At 57.5% G+C, this 22,436-nt stretch carries 19 protein-coding genes and 2 tRNA genes; 14 read left to right on the top strand and 7 right to left on the bottom strand.

Translation table 11 applies throughout. From position 1 onward, the window contains the following. Positions 1-22: 22 nt before the first annotated feature. A complete protein-coding gene (locus tag ACR0DY_RS12625) occupies positions 23-1,042 on the top strand; it encodes a helix-turn-helix domain-containing protein (RefSeq protein ID WP_480545694.1) in 1,020 nt (339 codons plus the stop codon). A 178-nt stretch (positions 1,043-1,220) separates the two neighbouring features. On the opposite strand, the gene rpoD is transcribed toward ACR0DY_RS12625, so the two are convergent. From rpoD to ACR0DY_RS12605, 4 genes are all read right to left on the bottom strand, one after another. After that, entirely contained in the window at positions 1,221-3,203 is a 1,983-nt protein-coding gene (gene rpoD, locus ACR0DY_RS12620; RefSeq protein ID WP_480898395.1) for an RNA polymerase sigma factor RpoD, read from the bottom strand. A gap of 114 nt (positions 3,204-3,317) precedes the next feature. After that, positions 3,318-5,267 carry a DNA primase gene (gene dnaG / locus ACR0DY_RS12615; RefSeq protein WP_480898394.1) on the bottom strand — a complete coding sequence of 650 codons (1,950 nt, stop codon included), beginning with the start codon at positions 5,265-5,267 and terminating at the stop codon, positions 3,318-3,320. Positions 5,268-5,347: 80 nt separating this feature from the next. Next, on the bottom strand, positions 5,348-5,644 hold the full coding sequence (locus tag ACR0DY_RS12610; protein WP_267366003.1) for a hypothetical protein: 297 nt from the start codon (positions 5,642-5,644) through the stop codon (positions 5,348-5,350). Positions 5,645-5,763: 119 nt separating this feature from the next. Further along, positions 5,764-7,194 carry a Glu/Leu/Phe/Val family dehydrogenase gene (locus ACR0DY_RS12605; protein ID WP_480481585.1) on the bottom strand — a complete coding sequence of 477 codons (1,431 nt, stop codon included), beginning with the start codon at positions 7,192-7,194 and terminating at the stop codon, positions 5,764-5,766. A gap of 335 nt (positions 7,195-7,529) precedes the next feature. Here ACR0DY_RS12605 and ACR0DY_RS12600 point away from each other — a divergent pair, with 335 nt between their 5' ends. Genes ACR0DY_RS12600 through ACR0DY_RS12590 form a run of 3 tightly spaced genes read left to right on the top strand, consistent with a single transcriptional unit; the run spans position 7,530 to position 10,295 of the window. Further along, positions 7,530-9,167: a pilus assembly protein TadG-related protein gene (locus tag ACR0DY_RS12600; RefSeq protein ID WP_480481587.1), complete on the top strand. Its 1,638-nt coding sequence runs from the start codon at positions 7,530-7,532 to the stop codon at positions 9,165-9,167. Continuing rightward, positions 9,164-9,694, top strand: a complete 531-nt coding sequence (locus tag ACR0DY_RS12595) for a TadE/TadG family type IV pilus assembly protein (RefSeq protein ID WP_480481589.1) — start codon at positions 9,164-9,166, stop codon at positions 9,692-9,694. The genes ACR0DY_RS12600 and ACR0DY_RS12595 overlap by 4 nt, the downstream gene beginning before the upstream one ends. A gap of 4 nt (positions 9,695-9,698) precedes the next feature. After that, complete coding sequence (locus ACR0DY_RS12590) at positions 9,699-10,295, top strand: TadE/TadG family type IV pilus assembly protein (RefSeq protein ID WP_480481591.1); 597 nt, start codon at positions 9,699-9,701, stop codon at positions 10,293-10,295. Here ACR0DY_RS12590 and ACR0DY_RS12585 read toward each other — a convergent pair. Then, positions 10,257-10,736 (bottom strand): hypothetical protein, encoded by a 480-nt coding sequence (locus ACR0DY_RS12585; RefSeq protein ID WP_480486079.1) that lies wholly within the window; start codon positions 10,734-10,736, stop codon positions 10,257-10,259. The two genes, ACR0DY_RS12590 and ACR0DY_RS12585, sit on opposite strands and share 39 nt — an antisense overlap. 157 nt (positions 10,737-10,893) lie before the next feature. Here ACR0DY_RS12585 and ACR0DY_RS12580 point away from each other — a divergent pair, with 157 nt between their 5' ends. Further along, complete coding sequence (locus tag ACR0DY_RS12580; protein ID WP_480481595.1) at positions 10,894-11,805, top strand: pirin family protein; 912 nt, start codon at positions 10,894-10,896, stop codon at positions 11,803-11,805. Between the two features lie 21 nt (positions 11,806-11,826). Here the strand turns inward: ACR0DY_RS12580 and ACR0DY_RS12575 are convergent, their stop codons facing one another. Continuing rightward, complete coding sequence (locus ACR0DY_RS12575; protein ID WP_267366137.1) at positions 11,827-12,414, bottom strand: TetR/AcrR family transcriptional regulator; 588 nt, start codon at positions 12,412-12,414, stop codon at positions 11,827-11,829. A gap of 102 nt (positions 12,415-12,516) precedes the next feature. Between ACR0DY_RS12575 and ACR0DY_RS12570 the strand changes: the two genes are divergently transcribed. The 6 genes from ACR0DY_RS12570 (at position 12,517) to ACR0DY_RS12545 (ending at position 17,341) form a co-directional block, all read left to right on the top strand. Next, positions 12,517-12,765 (top strand): hypothetical protein, encoded by a 249-nt coding sequence (locus ACR0DY_RS12570; RefSeq protein ID WP_480481597.1) that lies wholly within the window; start codon positions 12,517-12,519, stop codon positions 12,763-12,765. A 126-nt stretch (positions 12,766-12,891) separates the two neighbouring features. Next, positions 12,892-14,178, top strand: coding sequence for a homoserine dehydrogenase (locus ACR0DY_RS12565; RefSeq protein WP_267366139.1), 1,287 nt, complete (start codon positions 12,892-12,894; stop codon positions 14,176-14,178). 69 nt (positions 14,179-14,247) lie between these two features. Beyond that, the gene (gene glpX / locus ACR0DY_RS12560) at positions 14,248-15,231 is read left to right on the top strand and encodes a class II fructose-bisphosphatase (RefSeq protein WP_267366140.1); all 984 of its coding nucleotides are present in this window, start codon (positions 14,248-14,250) and stop codon (positions 15,229-15,231) included. A 93-nt stretch (positions 15,232-15,324) separates the two neighbouring features. Next, complete coding sequence (gene recJ / locus ACR0DY_RS12555) at positions 15,325-17,067, top strand: single-stranded-DNA-specific exonuclease RecJ (RefSeq protein ID WP_480481599.1); 1,743 nt, start codon at positions 15,325-15,327, stop codon at positions 17,065-17,067. 98 nt (positions 17,068-17,165) lie between these two features. Then, positions 17,166-17,240 (top strand) — tRNA-Glu (locus tag ACR0DY_RS12550). Between the two features lie 26 nt (positions 17,241-17,266). Next, positions 17,267-17,341 (top strand) — tRNA-Glu (locus ACR0DY_RS12545). 65 nt (positions 17,342-17,406) lie between these two features. On the opposite strand, the gene ACR0DY_RS12540 is transcribed toward ACR0DY_RS12545, so the two are convergent. Then, on the bottom strand, positions 17,407-18,189 hold the full coding sequence (locus tag ACR0DY_RS12540; RefSeq protein WP_480476380.1) for a DeoR/GlpR family DNA-binding transcription regulator: 783 nt from the start codon (positions 18,187-18,189) through the stop codon (positions 17,407-17,409). 474 nt (positions 18,190-18,663) lie between these two features. Here ACR0DY_RS12540 and ACR0DY_RS12535 point away from each other — a divergent pair, with 474 nt between their 5' ends. From ACR0DY_RS12535 to ACR0DY_RS12525, 3 genes are all read left to right on the top strand, one after another. Further along, positions 18,664-20,403 carry an ABC transporter substrate-binding protein gene (locus ACR0DY_RS12535; protein ID WP_480481601.1) on the top strand — a complete coding sequence of 580 codons (1,740 nt, stop codon included), beginning with the start codon at positions 18,664-18,666 and terminating at the stop codon, positions 20,401-20,403. A 62-nt stretch (positions 20,404-20,465) separates the two neighbouring features. After that, on the top strand, positions 20,466-21,515 hold the full coding sequence (locus tag ACR0DY_RS12530) for an ABC transporter ATP-binding protein (RefSeq protein WP_480481603.1): 1,050 nt from the start codon (positions 20,466-20,468) through the stop codon (positions 21,513-21,515). Position 21,516: 1 nt separating this feature from the next. Next, the coding region (locus ACR0DY_RS12525; RefSeq protein ID WP_480898391.1) for an ABC transporter ATP-binding protein at positions 21,517-22,436 on the top strand (920 nt) is incomplete at its 3' end.

Genomic DNA, 22,436 nt, shown 5'->3' with positions numbered 1-22,436 from the left:
AAATTTGAGGTACTGTTTCGCGATGGATGTCGATATCGGCCGTCTTCATTTGTTTATTCAGGCACTGGACCGCCATTCCGGTAATGGCGACATGTCCTGCGATGTCCTGAAAATGGCAGGGCTGCGCCCTCAGGATATCGCGCCGCCGGTTTCAACCTACAGCGTACAAAGCGAGGCTTTGTTTATCCGTTATGCATGTGACGCCACCCATGACATAACGTTTGCGGCCCGCACGGGTCTTGAGGTTACATCAGCCTCGACCGTGACCGCCTATATCAGCAAGTATTCCCGCGACCTGAAACAGGTGATGGAGAACCTCTCGCGCTTTCACGGTATCATCGACCCTGCCATCGCGCTTAACCTGCGCGTCGCGGGTAACTTTGCGACCTTGGAAGCCGAGTGGAAAGACCCCGGATTTGCGCGGTATCACAGACGCACCGAATTCCTGATATTTGCTGCCCTGGCCAGAATGCGGAACCTGACGCAAGTCAATCTCTATCCGATAGAAATTCGGTTTCAGCACAGGGTCGGTGACCACGCCCGAAGATTTGAAAAGCTTGCCGGTTTTCCCGTGACCTTTGGGGCTGAGAACCTCGAGATTATCCTGCCTCTTTCAGCGCTGGACCTGCCTGTACCGACTTATGACCCCCAACTCAGAGAGCACTTGCTGGAATATGCAGATCGCCTGCTTTCTGAGAGAGGCGCGCCCAAACATCTGACCCGTGCCAAGGTCGAAGGGCTGGTTACCCGATCCCTGCCCGGCGCAATCCCGCAGGCCGAAAGCCTCGCGGCTGATCTGGGGATGAGCCTTAGAACCTTCAGCAGGCGCCTCAGGGACGAAGGCACCAGCTATCGCGATGTTGTCGACGATCTGCGGTGCGACCTGGCGCAGACCTTTATCAAGAATGAAATGCCCTTGTCCGAAATCGCCTATTCGCTGGGCTATGCGGATCAGGCCGCATTTTCGACCGCTTTCAAACGTTGGACAGGCCAGCCGCCCAGCGCGTTCAAGACGCGAACAGAACACCCGATACGGACGTGAGACCGGGGGTCATCAGCTTGAAAAACCTCGCCCCGGCCCGTCCCATGAGTGGACAGAACGGATATAGAAGGACAGAAGGTCCAGCCCTTGTGCGTTCCCGCCAATGTGATGGGAGAACAGGCCATCGTGAAGAGTGTCCGGAATAAAAAAAGGCGCCTCGGGAGAGGCGCCTTGATACTTACTGATCCAGGAAGGACCGAAGTTTTCGGGATCGGCTGGGGTGCTTCAGCTTCCGCAGCGCCTTCGCTTCGATCTGGCGGATACGTTCGCGGGTCACGCTGAACTGCTGACCCACCTCTTCAAGCGTGTGGTCGGTGTTCATACCGATGCCGAAACGCATCCGCAGCACACGTTCTTCACGCGGGGTGAGCGAGGCCAAGACCCGTGTGGTGGTTTCCTTGAGGTTCTCCTGAATGGCGCTGTCCAGAGGCAGCACGGCATTCTTATCCTCGATGAAATCACCCAGCTGGCTGTCTTCTTCGTCACCAATCGGAGTTTCCAGCGAAATCGGCTCTTTGGCGATTTTCATCACCTTGCGAACCTTCTCAAGCGGCATTTGCAGCTTTTCGGCCAGTTCCTCAGGTGTCGGTTCGCGGCCGATCTCGTGCAACATCTGGCGACCGGTCCGGACCAGCTTGTTGATCGTTTCGATCATATGAACCGGAATACGGATCGTGCGCGCCTGATCCGCGATTGAACGCGTGATAGCCTGACGAATCCACCACGTTGCATAGGTCGAGAACTTATAGCCGCGGCGGTATTCGAACTTGTCTACCGCCTTCATCAGGCCGATATTACCTTCCTGAATAAGATCAAGGAATTGCAGGCCGCGGTTCGTGTACTTCTTGGCGATCGAAATCACCAGACGCAGGTTGGCTTCGACCATTTCCTTCTTGGCCTGCCGCGCCTCTTTTTCGCCCTTCTGGACCTGCTGAACGATGCGGCGGAATTCGCTGATGTCCAGACCCACATATTGGCCGACCTGAGCCATGTCGTTGCGCAGCTCTTCGACCTTCGCGGTCGAGCGTTCGATGAACATCTGCCAGCCCCGGCCCGGCTTTTCCGCCATTTCGGCCAGCCAGTTGGGGTCCAGTTCACGCCCGCGGTATTCGTCGATGAACTCGCGACGGTTGATCCGTGCCTGATCGGCCAGCTTCACCATCGAACTGTCCAGCGACATGACGCGACGGTTGATACCGTAAAGTTGGTCGATCAGCGCTTCGATCCGGTTGTTGTGCAGGTGAAGACCATTCACCAGTTGCACAATCTCGGCCCGCAACTTCTGATAGGTCTCTTCGTCTTTTTCGCTGAACGTGCCATCCTCGTTCAAGGTGGCCGAAATGCGGCTGTCCTGCATTTCGGACAGCATCGCGAAATCGGTTGAGATCCGCTCCAGCGTGGTCAGAACCTGATCCTTCAATGCCGCTTCCATCGCAGCCAGCGACATATTGACCTGATCGTCTTCGTCATCATCGTCGTCGCTGGTGATCGGGTTGCCATCCGCATCCAGTTCCGGCCCGGCCTCTCTTGCAGGTTTTGCAGCCTGCACGGCAGACGCATCAACGACTGGCGCGTCGCCGTCTTCGTCCAGCTGGTTGCCGAACGTGGTTTCCAGATCGATGACATCCCGCAGCAGAATGTCTTCGGACAACAATTCATCGTGCCAGATGGTGATCGCTTGGAAGGTCAACGGGCTTTCGCACAGGCCTGCGATCATGGTGTTGCGCCCTGCTTCAATCCGCTTGGCGATGGCAATCTCGCCCTCACGGCTGAGCAGTTCAACCGAACCCATCTCGCGCAGATACATGCGAACAGGGTCGTCGGTGCGGTCCAGCTTTTCGGTGGCGGCCCCTGCCAACGCAACCTCACGGTTGCTTTCTGTGGTTGTCAAATCGGTCGAGCCTTTGTTCTCTTCCTCTTCGGCCTCTTCATCTTCGATGATGTTGATGCCCATCTCGGACAGCATCGACATAACGTCTTCGATCTGTTCCGAACTGACCTGATCAGGCGGCAATACCTGATTGAGCTGATCGTAGGTGATGTAACCTTTCTCGCGGGCCTCGGCGATCATCTTCTTGACGTTGGCCTGGCTCATGTCCAGCGAGATTTCCTGTTCCTGCTCGTCGGATTTGCTATCTTCGGTCGTATCTTTGGCGGCCATTCAATGCTCCTGCAGGGATGGGTGATTCGTTTGAACCGAATCATTAGCGCGTAGAAGTGATTCGACCACCCGTTTACCTGTTTTTCTTTTCCAGTGCCTTACGAAAACACCATTTTACCGGCGTTTCCGCTCGAATTTGATGCCGGACATAATCGCCTCGAACGCGTCTTTCTCGTCGCGGTTGATTCGCGCCCCGTTGTCGGCGATGTCGAATATGGCCTTGTCCTCATTCTGGCTTCGGCTTGTCCGATTGCGTTCTTCTGCCGCTTGCGCCAGCCGATATGTCAGCGCCTCATCGGCCAGATCGGACAACTCCTCTGCGGCTTCGGCAATCTCAGCATCCAACCCCCGGAGCGCTTTGATTTTCGCGAGTTCTTCGGCCAGTGTCATCTCGGCCTTTTCGACGTCGCCTGGTTTGAACACACAGGGGATTACGGCGACATGGCGAAGGGCCAGCAGGTTTTCAAGGGCCTCAGGCCCTAAAGTTTCGGCAATGTGGTCCTTCAGATTGTCCGGGTCATCGATCGCGTGGCGCAGAATTGCAGTTCGCAATGCGGCGTGATCAACATCGCGGCATTCCATCTCTTCCAGTTGGTGTTCGAACTGCACGACGACTTGGGGGTTAAGCGCGGCAATAGCCAGAATGGCCGCTTCGCGCAGTTGAATCTCGGCATTCTCGGACGAGGCCAGAAACGAGGACCGCGCGCCGGGCGTGGCGGGTTGTTTTGGCGGCACCCATTTGCCGCGCGGTTGCCATTGCCGGGATTGCGGCTGCCGTTGCGGACGGAACAACTGCCAGCGCAGGTCCTTGATTTCTTGCCCATAATGCGCCCGTATCGATGGGTCGCGGATCAGCTTGATTTTCTCGCGCAGGGACTTGTCCAAAGCCGCCTTGCGTTCAGGACTGTCGAACACCTTGCCGTCGGTCTCGCGCTGCCACAGCAGCTTGACCATCGGAATGGCACCATCCAGCACGGCCTTCACAGCGCCTGCCCCTTCGGCGCGCAGCAGGTCGTCGGGGTCTTTGCCCTCGGGCATCAGGGCAAACCGCAGCGACTTTCCAGCTTCGAGCATCGGCAAAGCCAGATCAACCACCCGCATCGCAGCGCGCAGACCTGCTGTGTCGCCGTCCAGCGCAATGATCGGCTCGTCCGATATCCGCCAGAGCAGTTGCAGCTGATGTTCGGTTATGGCGGTACCCAATGGGGCAACCGACGCGCCAAAGCCTGCTTCGGCCAGCGCGATCACATCCATATAACCTTCGGCCACGATCAGCGGCTGCCCCTTACCTGCCGCCTGTCGAGCCGGGCCTTGATTGTAAAGACTGCGCCCTTTGTCGAACAGCTCGGTCTCGGGCGAGTTCAGGTATTTCGCGTTGTCATTGGGGTCCATCGCCCGCCCGCCAAACGCGATGCAACGTCCGCGCGGGTCGCGGATCGGGTACATGATGCGGTTGCGGAAGGTGTCATAAGGCTTTTTGCCCTTGTTTGACGGCTTGGCCAGCCCGGCCCCAAGGATCAGGTCCTCGGCCACGTTCTTGCCGCGCAGATGGTCCCACAGCGCCTGCCAATCGTCCGGGGCAAATCCAATCTCCCACCGGTCCAGCGCTTGCGCGTTCAACCCGCGGCGCGTGAGGTAGTCTCGTGCGGCGGCTCCTGCCCCGGTCTTGAGCTGCAGGCGGAAGAACTGCGCTGCCTGCTCCATCACTTCAGCCAGCTGTGTGCGGTGGTCCTGTTTTTCCTGCGCCTTCGGATCGCGCGCAGGCATCGGCATCCCGGCTTCGCGGGCCAGAATCTCGACTGCTTCGATGAACGAGACATTCTCGGTCTCTTTCACAAAACTGATCGCGTCGCCTTTGGCGTGACAGCCAAAGCAGTAATAAAACCCCTTCTGATCATCCACGTGGAACGAGGCCGTCTTTTCATGATGGAACGGGCAAGGCGCCCACATGTCCCCTTTGCCCTGATTGGACTTGCGCTGGTCCCACATGACTTTGCGCCCGACAACCTGAGACAGGCTGAGCCGCGTGCGCAATTCGTCCAGAAATCCGGGGGGCAATGACATCTGCTAAACCTGCCAGAAATGAAAACGCGCGCCAAGAGGAAGGCGCGCGGTTGTCCACAAGGAAATGTCCGAGTTGTGGATTATTGTTGCAGGCACAGTTCAAGCCACGCCGCGCCCAGGTCTTTCTTGCGCACGTCCCGCATCTTTTGCTCATAAACCCAAGGTGTGATCAGCGGGATTGCAGCATTGTAGTTTTCGGGCCATGTCGGGCCGCTATCCGCCACCGCTTGTACAACGTCACGTTCTTTTACACGGTCCAGTCGCGCCTTTTGAACCGCAGCCACCACATCAGCTTGGTACTTGCAGCTTTGTTCCTTGGTTTCCTGAGCGGCCAAAGGGGTGGCCAACAGAGCCGCAACAAAAGCGATACGCAACATGGAATTCTCCGGAGATTCGTTTCTTTGACGTAGATTGCCCGTCAACCTAACGGGCTGTCATGGACATTCAAGCCGCAGCCGATGCAGGCGGGGCGAATTGATCACCCCGCCTGTCTGATTCAGAGACCTTTGGCGCGGTAGCTTTTCGCAACACGGTCAATCGCCACGATATAAGCCGCCGTGCGCAGGTCCTCGACATCATCACGGCTGTGCCAAACCTCACGCATCGACTGATAAGCAATGCGCATTGTGTCATCGAGACCCGAGCGCACCAGCTCAAGCTCATCCGCGCCTTTGAGGTACTTGGCCTTAAAGTCCGGCGACATAGACCATGCATCGCCCAGGTACCGGTCCAGCCGTTCCAGCTCGCTGACGATCAGTTCGTGACGCGACTCTTCCTGACGACGCTGCATCCGGCCAAAGCGGATATGGCTAAGGTTCTTGACCCATTCGAAATAGGATACTGTCACACCGCCTGCGTTGGCATACATGTCGGGGATGATCACTGTGCCCTTCTTACGCAGGACTTCATCCGCGCCAGCGGTTACCGGACCATTGGCAGCTTCGATAATCAGCGGTGCCTTGATCCGATCGGCGTTCGACAGGTTGATGACACCTTCCAAAGCCGCCGGGATCAGAATGTCGCATTCAGCCTCCAGCACTGCCGCGCCTTCAGCGGAATGGGTCGCGTCGGGATAGTCTTTTACGCCGCCATGTTTGACAATCCACTGACGCACGGCTTCGACGTCAATCCCGTCGGGATTAAATAGCGCACCATCCCATTCGATGATTCCGGTGATGCGCGCGCCATCTTCCTCGCTGAGGAACTTTGCAGCGTGATAACCTACATTACCAAGCCCCTGCACGATAATGCGCTTACCATCCAGTTTACCTGACAAGCCTGCTTTCTGGATGTCTTCAGGGTGGCGGAAAAACTCGCGCAACGCGTATTGAACACCGCGCCCAGTCGCTTCGACCCGCCCCGCGATACCACCGGCATTCAGCGGCTTTCCTGTCACACAGGCGCGCGCATTGATGTCCGTTGTGTTCATCCGCGCGTATTGGTCAGCCATCCAAGCCATTTCACGCTCCCCAGTGCCCATATCGGGCGCAGGCACGTTTTGCGATGGGTTTATCAGGTCTCGCTTTGCAAGCTCATACGCAAAGCGCCGCGTGATCTGTTCCAGCTCATGCTCTTCATATTCTCGTGGATCAATGCAAAGCCCACCCTTGGAGCCACCAAACGGTGTTTCGACAAGTGCGCACTTATACGTCATCAGCGCAGCCAGAGCTTCGACTTCGTCCTGGTTAACCGCAGTGGCATATCGAATACCGCCCTTGACCGGTTCCATATGCTCCGAGTGGACAGACCTGTAACCAGTGAAGGTATGGATTTCACCACGCAGCCGCACGCCAAATCGAACTGTGTAGGTTGCGTTGCAGACACGGATCTTTTGCTCCAACCCCGGCGGCAGCTCCATAAGGGCGGCTGCCCTGTTGAACATCAGGTCAACACTTTCACGAAAGCTGGGTTCTTTGATGCCGGTCATAAAATCCTCCGTAGCGGTACATGACGATGCGTCACGACGTTTTGTCGCACCACTGGCGGCCTGCTGCAATCAAACAATGCACTTTTTTTAATCATTTTATGAACGCACGCTTAGTTGCCCTAGGGTGAGTCGCTCAGATCGGCCAACTCCTTAACGAATTGTTTTCATTTCATCGACAGATCACCTGAAACGGTCCAAATTATACCCCTTCGGCACGTAAAAAGGCCAAAACCAAGCCTTTTTCGCCCAATTCACGCCACGTTTGAAAATTAACTTTGTCCCAAATCTCTTTTTCTTTGACGCACGAATTCGACGTGTGAGGCGGAGTAACCAGAATGCTAAATTCCTTGCTTTGTAACGACGGCTCGAAACCGAAGCGCAAAACGTTCAAGTTAGAGCAGTTCGCTCGGAACGAAGATGGCGTCTTCACTATCTTCGTATTGTTCATGGTGGTCCTGATGCTGGCAATTACCGGCATGGCCATGGATGTCATGAAGTATGAGCGTGACCGCGCCAGCCTGCAATCCACCCTGGACCGCGCTGTGCTTGCTGCCGCTGACCTTGACCAGGATCTTCCTGCCAAGGCGGTTGTCGATTCTTACATGGACAAGGCCGGGCTGGGCAATCTGAACGCCATTACGACGGTTGTTGAAGGGTTCGGCTCTAAAAAAGTAAGTGCTACAGCCGAAGCGGTTGTTCCGACCCGCTATCTGAGGTTCGGCAAAGTCACTGAACTGGGCCTTGTTGCCAGCAGTGCGGCTGAAGAATCCATTGGCGCTGTAGAAATCTCGTTGGTTCTCGACATTTCCGGCTCTATGTCGCGCTCGTCTGCCACACCATCGAAAACAAAAATCGCAGTGTTGAGAGAAGCTGCGTCGGAATTTGTAAGGCTCATGCTGGACAAACCTGACGAAACACAGATTTCAATCTCGATTGTTCCTTATGCAACGCAGGTCAACGCGGGTGCGCCAATCCTGGACAAGTTCACAAATGTCACGCAGGAGCACAGCTATTCGCACTGCGTAAACTTCATTCCGGAACAGTACAGCGATTCTGATCTGGAACGCGATGACACGTTGGAGCGCACCGCCCATTTCGATCCTTTCACCTATTCTGAAGGGTCAATCGACCTGCCCGTTTGTCCGGTCCGCGCAGGAAGTGCAATCACCCCTGTCACCGACAATATGAACAAACTGCTTGCTCAGATTGCGTCCCTCACCCCCGGTGGGAACACGTCGATCGATATTGGGATGAAGTGGGGAACTGCCCTGCTGGACCCGAGCATGCGCGGAATTGTTCGCGACCTGTCGCTGGAACAGGATCCATCCTATGCAGGTACAACAATTGTGCCATCAAAATTCTCGGTCCGTCCCTCGGACTATGGCACCGACGTTCTGAAGATCGCCATTGTTATGACCGATGGTCAGAACACCGATCAATACATGCTTAACCCATCGCTGCGCGAAGGTATGTCAGACGTTTGGTACAACCCGGAAGCTGATGAATACACCGTGTACCATTCTCAGGGTCGTCCGAATTTTTTCTGGCCTCAGCAAGACGTTTGGGCGGATCATCCCTACGGAAACCCGGAACCTGAGACGCAGCTGAACGAAGAACCTGGAACAGCCGTTCGGTTGTCATATCCTGAACTGTTTAACCGAGTATCATTGGCATGGAACGCACGGTACAACTATTACTGGCAGTCCAGCGGTTGGGCGGAATGGTATTCAAAGGCCTACGCGAAAGTTGAAACGTCGGCCAAGAACCAGCGCACCAAGCACATTTGTGATGCGGCCAAGGATCAGGGCATCATCGTTTACGGTATCGCGTTCGAGGCGCCCAGAAGCGGGTACAGGACCCTCAAAGACTGTGCCAGCTCTGACAGCCACGTCTATGACGTAAGTGGCCTGAACCTTGAGAAAGCCTTTGAATCCATCGCATCGTCGATCCGCAAGCTGAGGCTAACCCAATGATCAGCAGAAAGCTGTCGATGCTCCGCCTATTTCGACAATCCGAGGCAGGCAATGCGACAATCGAGTTCATCATGCTCGTACCCTTCTTCCTGGCGCTTCTCGTGGCAGGAGCCGAACTGTCCATCATCACGATGCGGCATGCTGCTTTGGAGCGTGGGGTGGACCTGATCGTAAGGGATATTCGGCTGGGCACCGGTACGAACTGGGATCACGACGTAATCAGAAATCGGATTTGCGAAGTGTCCGGAATCAAGGATTGTACAGGGAATTTGCGACTGCAAATGGTCAAGCAGGACGCGTTCGCTGGTATCGTGCTTTCAGACAGCATCCCCTGCACGGACAGTTCCGAAGATCCCAAACCGGTTCTGGATTTCAAAAGCGGGCAATCCAACGAGTTGATGATCTTGCGGGCCTGTTTGCGCATAGATCCGGTTCTTGAGACCTCAGCCATTGCCAAGCTTGTCCCGGACGCTACCGGTCACTACGCGGTGACCGCAACAACAGCATTCGTACAGGAGCCACTGTAAGATCATGTCTGTATTCCGAAACCTGAAGAAGCGCTTCAAAGTCTTCAAGAAAGACGAAAGTGGCATTCTGACCGTAGAAGCCCTCATGATTTTTCCGCTGATGTTATGGACGATTACGTTCACGTTCACAGCATTCGAGGGGTTTCGTCAAAGCGCATCCAATCTGAAGGCAGCTTATACGATCAGCGACCTGATTTCGCGTGAAACGCAGGCCGTGACCGATGTGTATATCGACTCGTTGCACGATTTGGCGGGCAAGATGATCAATAACCGGTCAGACGTGAAAATGCGGGTTTCTCTTATCGTTTACGATGAGGACGATAAACGCCATTATGTGCGCTGGTCGACCGTACGCGGCTTTGATCAGGAATGGGATGACAACAGGATCGATGAAATCGAAGACCGCCTGCCGCCAATGCCCAATCAGGACACCGTTATTCTGGTTGAAACGTCCAATGAATACATCCCCACGTTCCGACCGGGCTGGGATTTTGCGACAGGTATCACCTTTGAGAACTTCATCTTTACCCGTCCCCGCTTTACAAACGAAGTTGCTTGTAACTTAACCCAGACCCCGTTCGTCTGCACAAATAGCGGATAGAATTTCGGACATGAACTTGGCTTCGGCGGCAGATGTCATGCCGCCCACGCCAACCCGGTGACCAACCCGCCACCACAATCCCGGAGCCCAGCGGTTCGCCGCCTTGTTTCGCGTACGGACCAGAAAGCCGTTTGACGGTTTGAAGGCGAACACACCCCGATCTACCGTTTCAATGTCGGCCACTTCTGCGATGATCTGACCCGACCCCGTTCGCAATTCGGTCCGCGTCAGTTCGATACAGTCTTCTGTGGCGCGCCAAACGCGAAGCGCCAGCCAAAGCGATGCACCGCCAACGAAAAACAGAAACACCTGCCAAACCGGTGCGGGTGGCGATGCCAGCGCGACATAGGTAACCAGCATTCCAACCGTTGTCAGCATCCCTACCCCGGTCCATCGTCTGGGGGATGAGGCCTGAATCGTTGCCAACACGTCGTCCTGCATGGATGTCTCCTGTCTGATCCGCTTCGATCTAGCCATTTTGCGCCGGAAACAACAGAGGCTTGGCCGCAAAACAATTTCGCACAGGTCCGGTTATTTCATGCGAATTGACTGCCGTGGCGCAGAGATTACATGCTGCCCGGATGAAACGGAGGCGAACATGTCCCTTAGACCGACGTTGGAAACACGCAAAGCCATCCCCACAATGGAAGGGGCTGGTGTCAAACTTCACCGTGCATTCGGGTTTCAGGATCCGTCCGAACTGGATCCTTTTCTGCTGTTCGATGATTTCAGAAATGAACGCCCGCAGGATTACCAGGCCGGGTTTCCCTGGCACCCGCACCGGGGAATTGAAACGATCACTTACGTTCTGACCGGCTCAGTCGAGCATTCGGATTCGCTGGGTAACACCGGCACGCTTGGCGCCGGTGATGTGCAATGGATGACCGCAGGATCCGGTATCTTGCATCAGGAAATGCCAAGCGGCAACATCTCGGGCCAGATGCACGGCTTCCAGTTGTGGGGCAACCTGCCCTCGGATCAGAAGATGACCGCCCCGCGCTATCAGGACGTTCAAAGCAAGGACATCCCCGAAATCACCGATGACGATGGCACCACAGTGCGGGTGATCGTAGGTGAGTTCTGGGGTAAGACCGGACCCGTTGACGGGATAGCTGCTGACCCGCAGTATCTGGATATCTCTGTCCCGGCAGGTGTGAAGAAAACCCTCCGGATCGATACGTACCGCCGTGCCTTCGCCTATGTGTTTCAGGGTCAGGCCGCCTTTGCCGATGCCTCGCAGCCGACAGGTGTGCTGTTGGAAAAGGAAATCGCCGGGCAAGAGGTCAATATCCGCGACATGTCAGGGGATCGCACGCTTGTCCGTTTTGGCACGGGCGATGAAATCACCGTTCAGGCTGGCCCCCAAGGTGTGCGGTTCCTGCTGATCTCTGGGGCTCCGATCAACGAACCCGTCGCGTGGCATGGCCCCATCGTGATGAACACGCGGGCCGAACTGGAACAGGCATTTCGCGAGCTGCGCAATGGCACGTTCATTCGCCCCGCGCACTAACAGCGTGACGGTTTGACCCTGTCAGGCCGTCACGGCCTTGTGCACCATGTTCCAATAGATCTCTTCGACTTCGTCCAGTGACAGGCGACCGCCCGAACGGTACCAGGTCATCACGCCGTTAAGCATGGCAATCACGGCCAGCGTTGCAATCTTCGTGTCCGAAATTGCGAATTGTCCGGCCTGCTGCCCTGAATCCAGGATGCTTTCCAGCACGTTTTCGTATTGGCGCCGCAAGTCTTCGATTTCAGCAAAGTTTTCGGGCGAAAGATTGCGCAACTCCATATAGGCGATGAAAACTTCGTCCGGGCGCTGCAAATGGAAGCGGATGTGAAAGCCGATAAACTGGCGCAAGGCGTCTTCAGCATCGTCGCAACGGCCCATTGCATCAAGCGCCTCAAGCAGGTCCTGCATGTGTTCGCGCATCAACCGGTGCAAAAGGCTCTGTTTGTCGGGCGTATAGTTATAAAGCGCGCCTGCCTGTACGCCGACCTCTTTTGCGATCTGCCGCATCGAGACAGCGGCATACCCATAGCGCGCAAACAGGTGCAGCGCGGCCTTGCGGATACGTGGGCCGGTTATGTCGGAATGTGAGCCTTGAGTGCGTGCCATGGGTCTACAGTATATGAACAGATGTTCATATAGAACCCCGCTTGAACGATGTCGTCAAAACGTGCATCACGATGGGGCAACAAAGACCGAAAAGCCTGCGACATGAAACTGCTGCCTGTTTTGCCCCTTATTCTATTTTGCGCCGCCTGTGCGGACATTCCCGAGTTGGAAGGCAGCGAACCGGCTGCAGTCAGATCCGCCCCCTACCCGCGCCTTATTCCGTTGCAGGAAACCTTAGGGCCACCGGTGGACCCGATCCATCAGGCAGCAGCAGTCGAAGACGATCTGACCCAACGCAGCAATGCCTTAGCCCAAAAGGCGCAGGCGCTACAAAACGCGCAAACCAACTGACGCGTCATAAATCACCCCCACTATCCCCCGGTGACGGATTGCACCCTTGGCCTGAACCCGCTAAGGCAGCGCTGATTGGACTAGCATCCGACACCAGAAAAATTCGAGCGGAAAAGGACCCACGACATGACACAGGCACTGCGGCTGGGAATTGCGGGCTTGGGAACGGTCGGCGTGGGTGTCGTCAAGATCGTCCGCCGCCATGCAGAATTGTTGCAGGCCCGCACAGGCCGTTCGATTGAAATCGTGGCTGTATCCGCGCGCGACCCGAACAAGGACCGTGGCGTGAATCTGTCGGATTATGCCTGGGAAACCGATCCGGTTGCACTGGCAAAACGCGACGACATAGACGTTTACGTCGAATTGATGGGTGGCGAGAACGGTCCTGCCAAAGCCTCGGTCGAAGCAGCATTGGCCAGTGGCAAGGATGTGGTCACCGCCAACAAGGCGTTGCTGGCCATCCACGGGCAGGAACTGGCTGAAAAGGCCGAGGCCGCCGGTCGTGTGATCCGGTTTGAGGCCGCTGTCGCTGGTGGTATCCCGGTGATCAAGTCCCTGACCGAAGGTCTGGCGGGCAACGAGATCACCCGCGTGATGGGTGTCATGAACGGAACGTGCAACTACATCCTGACCCGGATGCAATCGCAGCGTCAGGGCTACAATGCCCTTTTCGATGAATGCGCCGAATTGGGATACCTTGAGGCCGACCCCAATCTGGATGTCGGAGGTATCGACGCTGCGCACAAGCTGGCTCTGCTATCCTCGATTGCGTTTGGGACCAAGCCGAATTTCGACGGGATCGAGATTGAGGGTATTCAGCAGATCAGCCTGGACGACATTGATCAGGCCGAAGACATGGGCTTTCGCATTAAATTGCTTGGCGTGGCGCAGCGCACCGCGCGCGGGCTGGAGCAACGCATGCAGCCTTGCCTGGTACCCAGCGACTCGCCACTGGGCCAGCTGGAAGGCGGCACCAATATGGTCGTGATCGAAGGCGACGCGGTTGAGCAGGTTGTTCTGCGCGGCCCCGGCGCAGGCGAAGGTCCGACAGCCAGCGCTGTGATGGGCGATGTCTGCGATCTGGCGCGTGGATTGCAGATCCCGACCTTTGGCCGCCCAGCCACCACGCTTGAAACCGCAGTTCCCGCCGTCACCGGTCGACCTGCGCCGTATTATCTGCGGCTGGGCCTGCTGGATAAACCTGGTGCATTGGCCAAGGTTGCGGCCATTCTGGGCAATGCCGGGGTGTCAATCGACCGGATGCGCCAATATGCACATGCCGAAAGCACAGCGCCTGTGCTGATCGTCACCCATAAGACCACCCGAACGGCGCTGGACGTCGCATTGGAGGGTTTCCGCGAAACCGATGTGGTTGCAGGCGACCCAGTTGCATTGCGGATTGAAGCGGTTTGACCTTGCGGCCTGCATGAAACGCAAGCTATGCCGGAAGACACGGCTATACTGACCAGAGGATACAGAAACATGAGTGCTGCCAAGACCGATTTCAATGACCGCCTGCTGTCTCTGGGGCTGGCCAGGGTGGCGGAACAGGCTGCACTGGCCTCGGCTTCGCTGGTAGGCCGGGGCGATGAGAAAGCCGCGGATCAGGCCGCTGTGAACGCAATGCGCGAACAGCTGAACCTGCTGGATATCGCAGGTGTCGTTGTCATCGGTGAAGGCGAGCGCGATGAGGCGCCGATGCTGTATATCGGCGAAGAGGTTGGCACCGGCAATGGCCCCGGTGTGGATATTGCACTGGATCCGCTGGAAGGCACCACGCTGACTGCCAAGGACATGCCGAACGCACTGACCGTCATCGCCATGGGCCCGCGCGGCTCGATGCTGCACGCGCCGGATGTGTATATGGACAAACTGGCGGTTGGCCCGGGGCTGCCTGAAGGTGTCGTCAACCTGGACATGTCGCCACGCGAGCGTGTCGAAGCGCTGGCCAAGGCCAAGGGATGTAAAGCCGCTGACATCACCGTCTGCATTCTGGAACGCCCGCGCCACGAAGCGATGATTGCCGAAGTGCGCGAAACCGGTGCCGCGATCCGTCTGATCACTGATGGTGACGTGGCGGGTGTCATGCATTGCGCTGAAAGCGAAGTAACCGGCATCGACATGTATATGGGTCAGGGTGGCGCGCCCGAGGGTGTGCTGGCCGCCGCTGCGCTGAAATGTATGGGTGGGCAGATCTTTGGTCGCTTGTTGTTCCGTAACGATGACGAACGTGGCCGGGCCGCAAAGGCAGGCATCACCGATCTGGACCGTGTTTATGCACGCGATGAGATGGTGACGGCGGATGTGATCTTTGCCGCCACCGGTGTGACCGGTGGCTCTTTGTTGCCCCGGATCAAGCGCGAGCCCGGCTGGGTGGAAACCACGACGCTGCTGATGCGGTCCAAGACCGGGTCGGTGCGCCGCATGTCCTACCGCACGCCGACATGGCCGCATGACAACACGTAACGGCTTGCGCCGTTGCCTTCGGCGAGAGTATTTCTGAAAAGGTGAAGAGGCCGGGTCCGCAAGGGTCCGGCCTTGGCGCATGAGAGGCGAGCAATGAGTTTTCTTGGAGTCGAGCAATCACTGACGGGACGGCTTTGGGTTGGACCCAGCCCGGAGATTGAGCGGGCGGCCGAGATGATGGCGCAGCAAACCGACCTGCCCCGTGCCGTTTGCCAGGTTCTGGCCCGGCGCGGCGTGCCGGTATCGGAGGCGCCCGGCTTTCTTGACCCAAAGCTGAAGGAATTGCTGCCTGATCCGCGGGCCATCAAGGATATGGAAGTTGCCGCCACGCGCTTTCTGGAAGCCGTCCGCAATCGTCAAAAAATTGCGGTGTTTGCGGATTACGATGTCGATGGCGGCAGCTCTGCCGCGTTGCTGCTGGTCTGGCTGCGGCAGATGGGCGTGCAGGCGACGCTTTATGTGCCGGACCGGATCGACGAAGGGTATGGCCCCAACGTTCCCGCGATGCAGGGGCTTGCGGCTACGCATGATCTGATCATCTGTGTTGATTGCGGCACGCTCAGCCATGATCCGATTGCGGCGGCTACGGGGGCGGATGTGATCGTTCTGGACCACCATCTGGGGGGCGAGACGCTGCCCGATTGCGTCGCAGTGGTGAACCCAAATCGACAGGATGAAAGCGGCGATCTTGGTTATCTTTGCGCGGCGGGCGTTGTGTTCCTGATGCTGGTCGAGGCCGGTCGGCAGCTGCGTGACGCGGGCGCAAGGGGACCGGACCTGATGGCCCTTCTGGATCTGGTGGCCCTGGCGACCGTTGCCGATGTGGCACCACTGATCGAGGCCAACCGCGCCCTGGTGCGACAGGGGCTGAAAGTGATGGCACAGCGGCAGCGCCCCGGCCTTGTCGCGCTGTCCGATATCTCGCGCATGGATACCGCGCCGAACAGTTATCACCTCGGGTTTCTGCTTGGGCCCCGCGTGAATGCCGGTGGACGGATCGGTCAGGCCGATCTGGGTGCGCGCTTGCTGAGCACCGATTCTCTGCATGAGGCGCAGGCGTTGTCCGAACGTCTGGATGCCTTGAACACCGAGCGCCGTGACATTGAAAACACGGTACGTGCCGCCGCGCTGGAGCAAGCCGAGGCGCGTGGCTTGGACGCCCCTTTGGTCTGGGCGGCAGGCGAAGGCTGGCACCCCGGTGTCGTTGGTATCGTGGCCTCTCGGCTGAAGGAGACAGCCGATCGACCGGCGATTGTGATTGGCTTTGACGGGGATGAGGGCAAGGGTTCGGGCCGCTCGGTTTCCGGCGTCGATCTTGGGGCTTCGATCCAGCGTCTGGCGGCCGAAGGGTTGCTGGTCAAAGGAGGTGGCCACAAGATGGCCGCAGGTTTGACCGTCATGCGCAATCAGTTGGAACCCGCAATGGAACGCCTGAGCGAGTTGCTGGCCAGACAAGGGGCGAGCCAGGGTGGACCTGCGGATCTGAAATTGGATGGCGCGTTGATGCCCGGCGCGGCAACCGTGGAACTGATCGAGCAGATCGAACAGGCCGGACCGTTTGGCGCCGGTGCCCCGGCCCCGCGCTATGCGTTGCCTGACCTGCAGGTTCGCTTTGCCAAGCGGGTCGGTGAATCGCATCTGAAACTGTCGCTGACCGATGGAATGGGCGGCGGGCTGGATGCGATTGCCTTTGGTGCTTTTGACGGGCCGATGGGCGAAAAACTGTCAAATCACGGCGGTGCACGCTTTCATTTTGCGGGTCGGCTAGAGGTCAACACCTGGGGCGGTCGCCAATCTGTGCAGCTCAGGCTGGAGGACGCGGCGGAAGCCCGTTAACACGCGGCTTTGGTGCGTTAAAAAACTTTCCCGTCCCTGCGTTTTTACGCTTGCGGGGGTCACGGCGAAACCGTAAAAGGCCCTCCACAAGCCAGCGTGGCCCGTTCGTCTATCGGTTAGGACGCCAGGTTTTCAACCTGGAAAGAGGGGTTCGATTCCCCTACGGGCTGCCATTTGCGCTTGTGACCTGATACCAAGTGGCCCGTTCGTCTATCGGTTAGGACGCCAGGTTTTCAACCTGGAAAGAGGGGTTCGATTCCCCTACGGGCTGCCACTCTTCCTTAGCTTCTTCCATCCCAAAGCAGCAAGATCATCCGGGCCGCGTCTGGAAACAGCAACCTAGCTGTCATCAGCGATCTGAATTTCGATGCCCCAACGGTCAAGGAATCTGGCCACCCCACCCTTTGGCACAGCATCCGTGACCAGCGAATGCACCAGCCGAGGATCCGGCCCCACATAAGGTGCCCTTTCACCAAACTTGGAATGTGCTGCAGCCATGACAACCTGGTCCGCACACCTGACCACCACCGATGCAAGATCCGCTTCGACCGCGCTGTGGTAGAGAAACCCTTTGCTGTCGGAAATCGCGTCCGTGCTCAGGATCACGATGTCAAAAGCATAGCGTTGCAGCTGCTTGTGGGTGACGTGACCAAACGTCCCCCTTTCATCGATCTGCAACTCACCCCCCAAAAGGTGCACACGGTTTCCGTTGACCCCGGCCAAGGTCTGAACGACACCGATGGAGTTGCTGACTACCGTGAGGTTGCTGACCTGTCGCAGCTCTTCCGCGACGAAGGCGGTTGTCGATCCCACATCCAGGAAAACGGTCATCTGATCGCGAACCAGTTTCGCGGTATGCCCGGCGATCAAACGCTTTTCATCCGCGTCTTGTGATATCCGGTGAAAGAAGTTGGGGGCGCCCTGCACTCCGGCAAGGTAAGCTCCGCCATGAACGCGTTCGACCGTACCCGCCTTTGACAAGGCTTTGATCGTTCGGCGCACCGTCTCTTCGGATACGCCGAGCATATTCGCCAAATCCGAATTCCGGGCCGTTCCACCCAAACGTCTGAGGGCATCAAGCAATTCCAGCTCACGATGGGTGTTGAGGGTATTCTTCTTCACGAACCGGCTCCGGAGATTTTCTTTATATGGACACGGAATACCGTGAACGGCAAGGCAGTGCTACATCCGCATTGCCACAACTGGCCTTTTGTCGGAACGGATTGGTGCCATGTGAGCACTGAGTTTCAGCAGTAATGATCCGGGAAGCTGGTTTGCCTGACTTCTCACGAGTGCCGGATCAGTGTCCATGCCTCTCGCAACGCGGATGCAATTCAACGCACCCTCTGTCATCTCTTGCTTGCAATGGGTCTCAGTGGAGTTCCCTATTTCCCTCGCGGAGAAATTTTGAAATTTCGATAACATAATTATATAGTTACAATCATTTACAGCGGTGGAAACAAATTCAATTCATGCGGCTCCGGAGTGCCTGAACGTCAATTACTAAAAATTTAGTTTGACACATACGCAAAAAATCGCTGATGCTGTTCTGCATCCGGTTCCCGCCGGAGAACCATAATTTTTGGGAGGAGACAGATGCGGAGACATCTACTTTCCGCAGTGGCGGCGGCTGCCGTCATTGCGGGGCACGGGTCCGCTTGGGCCGACGAAGCCGCAGCACAACGTTGGATCGACGACGAATTCCAGCCATCGACCTTGTCGAAAGACGAACAGATGGCCGAGATGCAATGGTTTATCCAAGCTGCACAGCCCTACGCTGGCATGGAAATCAACGTCCTGTCCGAAGGTATTCCGACGCATTCCTACGAGTCGGAGGTTCTGACCAAGGCGTTTGAAGAAATCACCGGCATCAAGGTCAATCACCAGATCCTTGGCGAAGGCGAAGTGGTCCAGGCTGTTCAGACCCAGATGCAGACAGGTCGGAACCTGTATGACGGCTATGTCAACGACAGTGACCTGATTGGTACCCACTCGCGTCTGCAACTGGCCTATCCGCTGACCGACATGATGGGCGGCGACTGGGCGGCGACAACCTCGCCGACAATCGATCTGGATGACTTCATGGGCATTCAGTTCACCACCGGGCCGGACGGCAAGCTGTATCAGCTGCCCGACCAGCAGTTTGCGAACCTTTACTGGTTCCGCAAGGACTGGTTCGATGACGAGGCCAACAAGGCCGCGTTCAAAGAGAAATACGGCTATGATCTGGGCGTTCCGGTCAACTGGTCGGCCTATGAAGACATCGCCGAGTTCTTCACCAATGACGTGAAAGAAGTCGACGGCGTGGCGATCTACGGCCACATGGATTACGGCAAGCGCGCGCCCGACCTTGGCTGGCGCATGACCGACGCCTGGCTTTCGATGGCCGGTGCTGGTGACAAGGGCGAGCCGAACGGTATTCCGGTTGACGAATGGGGCATCCGCATGGAAGCGGGCACCTGTAACCCGGTCGGCGCCTCGGTGTCGCGCGGTGGTGCTGCAAACGGTCCGGCTGCGGTCTATGCGATCCGCAAATGGGACGAATGGCTGCGGGCCTACGCGCCTCCGGGTGCGGCGTCTTATGACTTCTATCAGTCGCTGCCGGCACTGAGCCAGGGCAACGTGGCCCAGCAGATTTTCTGGTACACCGCCTTTACCGCCGACATGGTGAAGCCGAAGTCCGAAGGCAACAACACCGTGGATGACGAAGGCACGCCGCTGTGGCGGATGGCGCCCAGCCCGCACGGCCCCTACTGGGAAGAAGGCCAGAAGGTTGGCTATCAGGACGTGGGTTCCTGGACGTTCCTGAAATCGACCCCCTCGGATCGTGCGCAGGCAGCCTGGCTTTATGCCCAGTTCGTGACGTCCAAGACTGTTGATGTGAAGAAGTCCCATGTGGGTCTGACCTTCATCCGCGACAGCTCGGTCAACCACGAGTCGTTCACCGAACGCGCATCCAAGCTGGGTGGCCTGGTCGAATTCTATCGCTCGCCTGACCGCGTGGCATGGTCGCCAACCGGCATCAACGTACCGGACTATCCAAAGCTGGCCCAGATCTGGTGGCAGCAGATCGGTGACGTGAACTCGGGCGCCTTCACCCCGCAAGAGGCGATGGACCGTCTGGCCGAAGAGATGGACATCACCATGGCCCGTATGCAGGCCGCGGATGAAAGCGCCGGTGTCTACGGCGGCTGCGGTCCACGCCTGAACGAGCCGCAGGACCCATCTTTCTGGCTGGAAAAAGCGGGCTCGCCCAAGGCCAAGCTGGAGAACGAAAAGCCGCAGGGCCAGACCGTCAACTATGACGAACTGGTTAAGCGCTGGCAGTCCCAGTAAAAGCAACATCGTAGGCCGGGCTTAAGCCCGGCCTACCCCTGAATGCCCCGCGAGTTTCCCAGATGATTGAACTTCAAGACGCGACCAAACGGGTCGGCAACGTCATCCATATCAAGCCAACCAACCTGACGCTGCAAACCGGCCATTTCAACGTGCTATTGGGCGCGACAGGTTCCGGAAAAACGTCACTGATCAAAATGATGGCCGGGTTGGACCCGATCGCCTCAGGCAAGGTCCTGATGGACGGGCAGGACGTGACACGGTTGAACACGCAAAAGCGGCAGATCAGTCTGGTGCACCAGTTCTTCGTGAACTACCCGCATATGACTGTATTCGACAATATCGCCTCGCCCCTGCGCGTGGCTGGCATGGCTAAATCGGAGATCGATGGCCGCGTGGAAGAGGCCGCCGATCTGCTGCAACTGCGCCCCATGCTGCACCGCCGCCCACACGAGCTGTCGGGCGGGCAACAACAACGAACCGCGCTGGCGCGTGCCATCGCAAAAGAAAGCCGCGCCGTCTTCCTGGATGAGCCGCTGGCGAACCTTGATTATAAACTGCGCGAAGAGTTGCGCGAACAACTGCCCGATCTGTTCGCTGGTCGCGGGGCCGTCGTTGTCTACGCCACCTCGGAGCCTGAAGAGGCATTGCTGCTGGGAGGCTACACCGCGCTGATGGAAGACGGCCGCGTGACCCAGTTCGGCCCAACCACCGACATCTATCGCAATCCGGAAAACATCGCCGCGGCGCGTGTATTCTCGGACCCGCCTATCAATGTGGCCCGTATCACTGTTTCCAGCGCCCGGGCGCAATTGGCAGGCAATGTCGGCTGGGCAGCCTCGGGCATGGCCGACGGGGAATATATGATCGCCGTTCGCCCTCATCGCGTGACGCCATTTCGTACGTCTGACGCCGATGTCGAACTGACCGGACGTGTGATCGTGACCGAACTGTCAGGTTCGGATTCCAGCGCGCATTTCCAGCATGGTGACGAAGCCTGGGTTTCACTCGCCGCTGGTGTGCATCCCTATCAGGTCGGCGAAGATCACAGTTTCTATATGAACCCGGCGCATTGCCGGTATTTCAGCCATGACGGCAAAAGGGTGGCCTGACATGGCACAGATCAAGCTTTCAAACCTTCGACACAGCTATATGCCGTCACCAAAAGGCCCCGAGGACTATGCGCTGAAGGAAATCGACGTCACGTGGCGCGATGGCGGGGCCTATGCGCTGTTGGGGCCGTCAGGTTGTGGCAAGTCCACGCTGCTGAACATCATATCCGGTCTTCTTACCCCCTCGGAAGGTCGGATAATGTTCGATGATCAGGACGTCACCGCCCTGCCCCCGGACCAACGCAACATCGCGCAGGTCTTTCAGTTCCCGGTGATCTACGACACGATGACCGTGGGCGAAAACCTGGCCTTCCCGTTGAAGAACCGGGGTGTCGACGCCGAAACCATCAAGCGTCGCGTTCTGGAAATCGCCGAGATGCTGGACGTCACGGATATGCTGAACACCCGCGCATCAGGCCTGAGCCCAGACAACAAGCAGAAGATCTCGATGGGTCGCGGCCTTGTTCGCGACGACGTGAATGCGGTGATGTTCGATGAACCGCTGACCGTGATCGACCCGCACCTGAAATGGAAACTGCGGTCCAAGCTTAAAGAGCTGCACCAGCGCGTGCAGGCCACAATGATCTACGTGACACATGACCAGACCGAGGCGCTGACCTTCGCCGACGAGGTGGTGGTAATGCAAGACGGTGAAGTGGTTCAGATCGGAACACCTGTCGAATTGTTTGAACGGCCCCAGCACACATTTGTCGGCCATTTCATCGGCTCGCCGGGCATGAATGTCCTTCCATGTGAAGCCAAAGGCGACCGCGCCGTTTTTGAAGGGCACGAGGTCATGCTGGAAGGTCCCACACATGGTAACGGCGGACGCACCGATCTGGGTATCCGCCCGGAATATGTTGGTTTCGGCGACACTGGCATTCTGGCGCATGTGACCAAGGTCGCCGATATCGGCCGCCA

The sequence above is a fragment of the Ruegeria sp. O6 genome (assembly GCF_056535045.1).
Note: the sequence above shows the minus strand (reverse complement) of the source record. Positions and strands in the feature narration are given on the sequence as shown.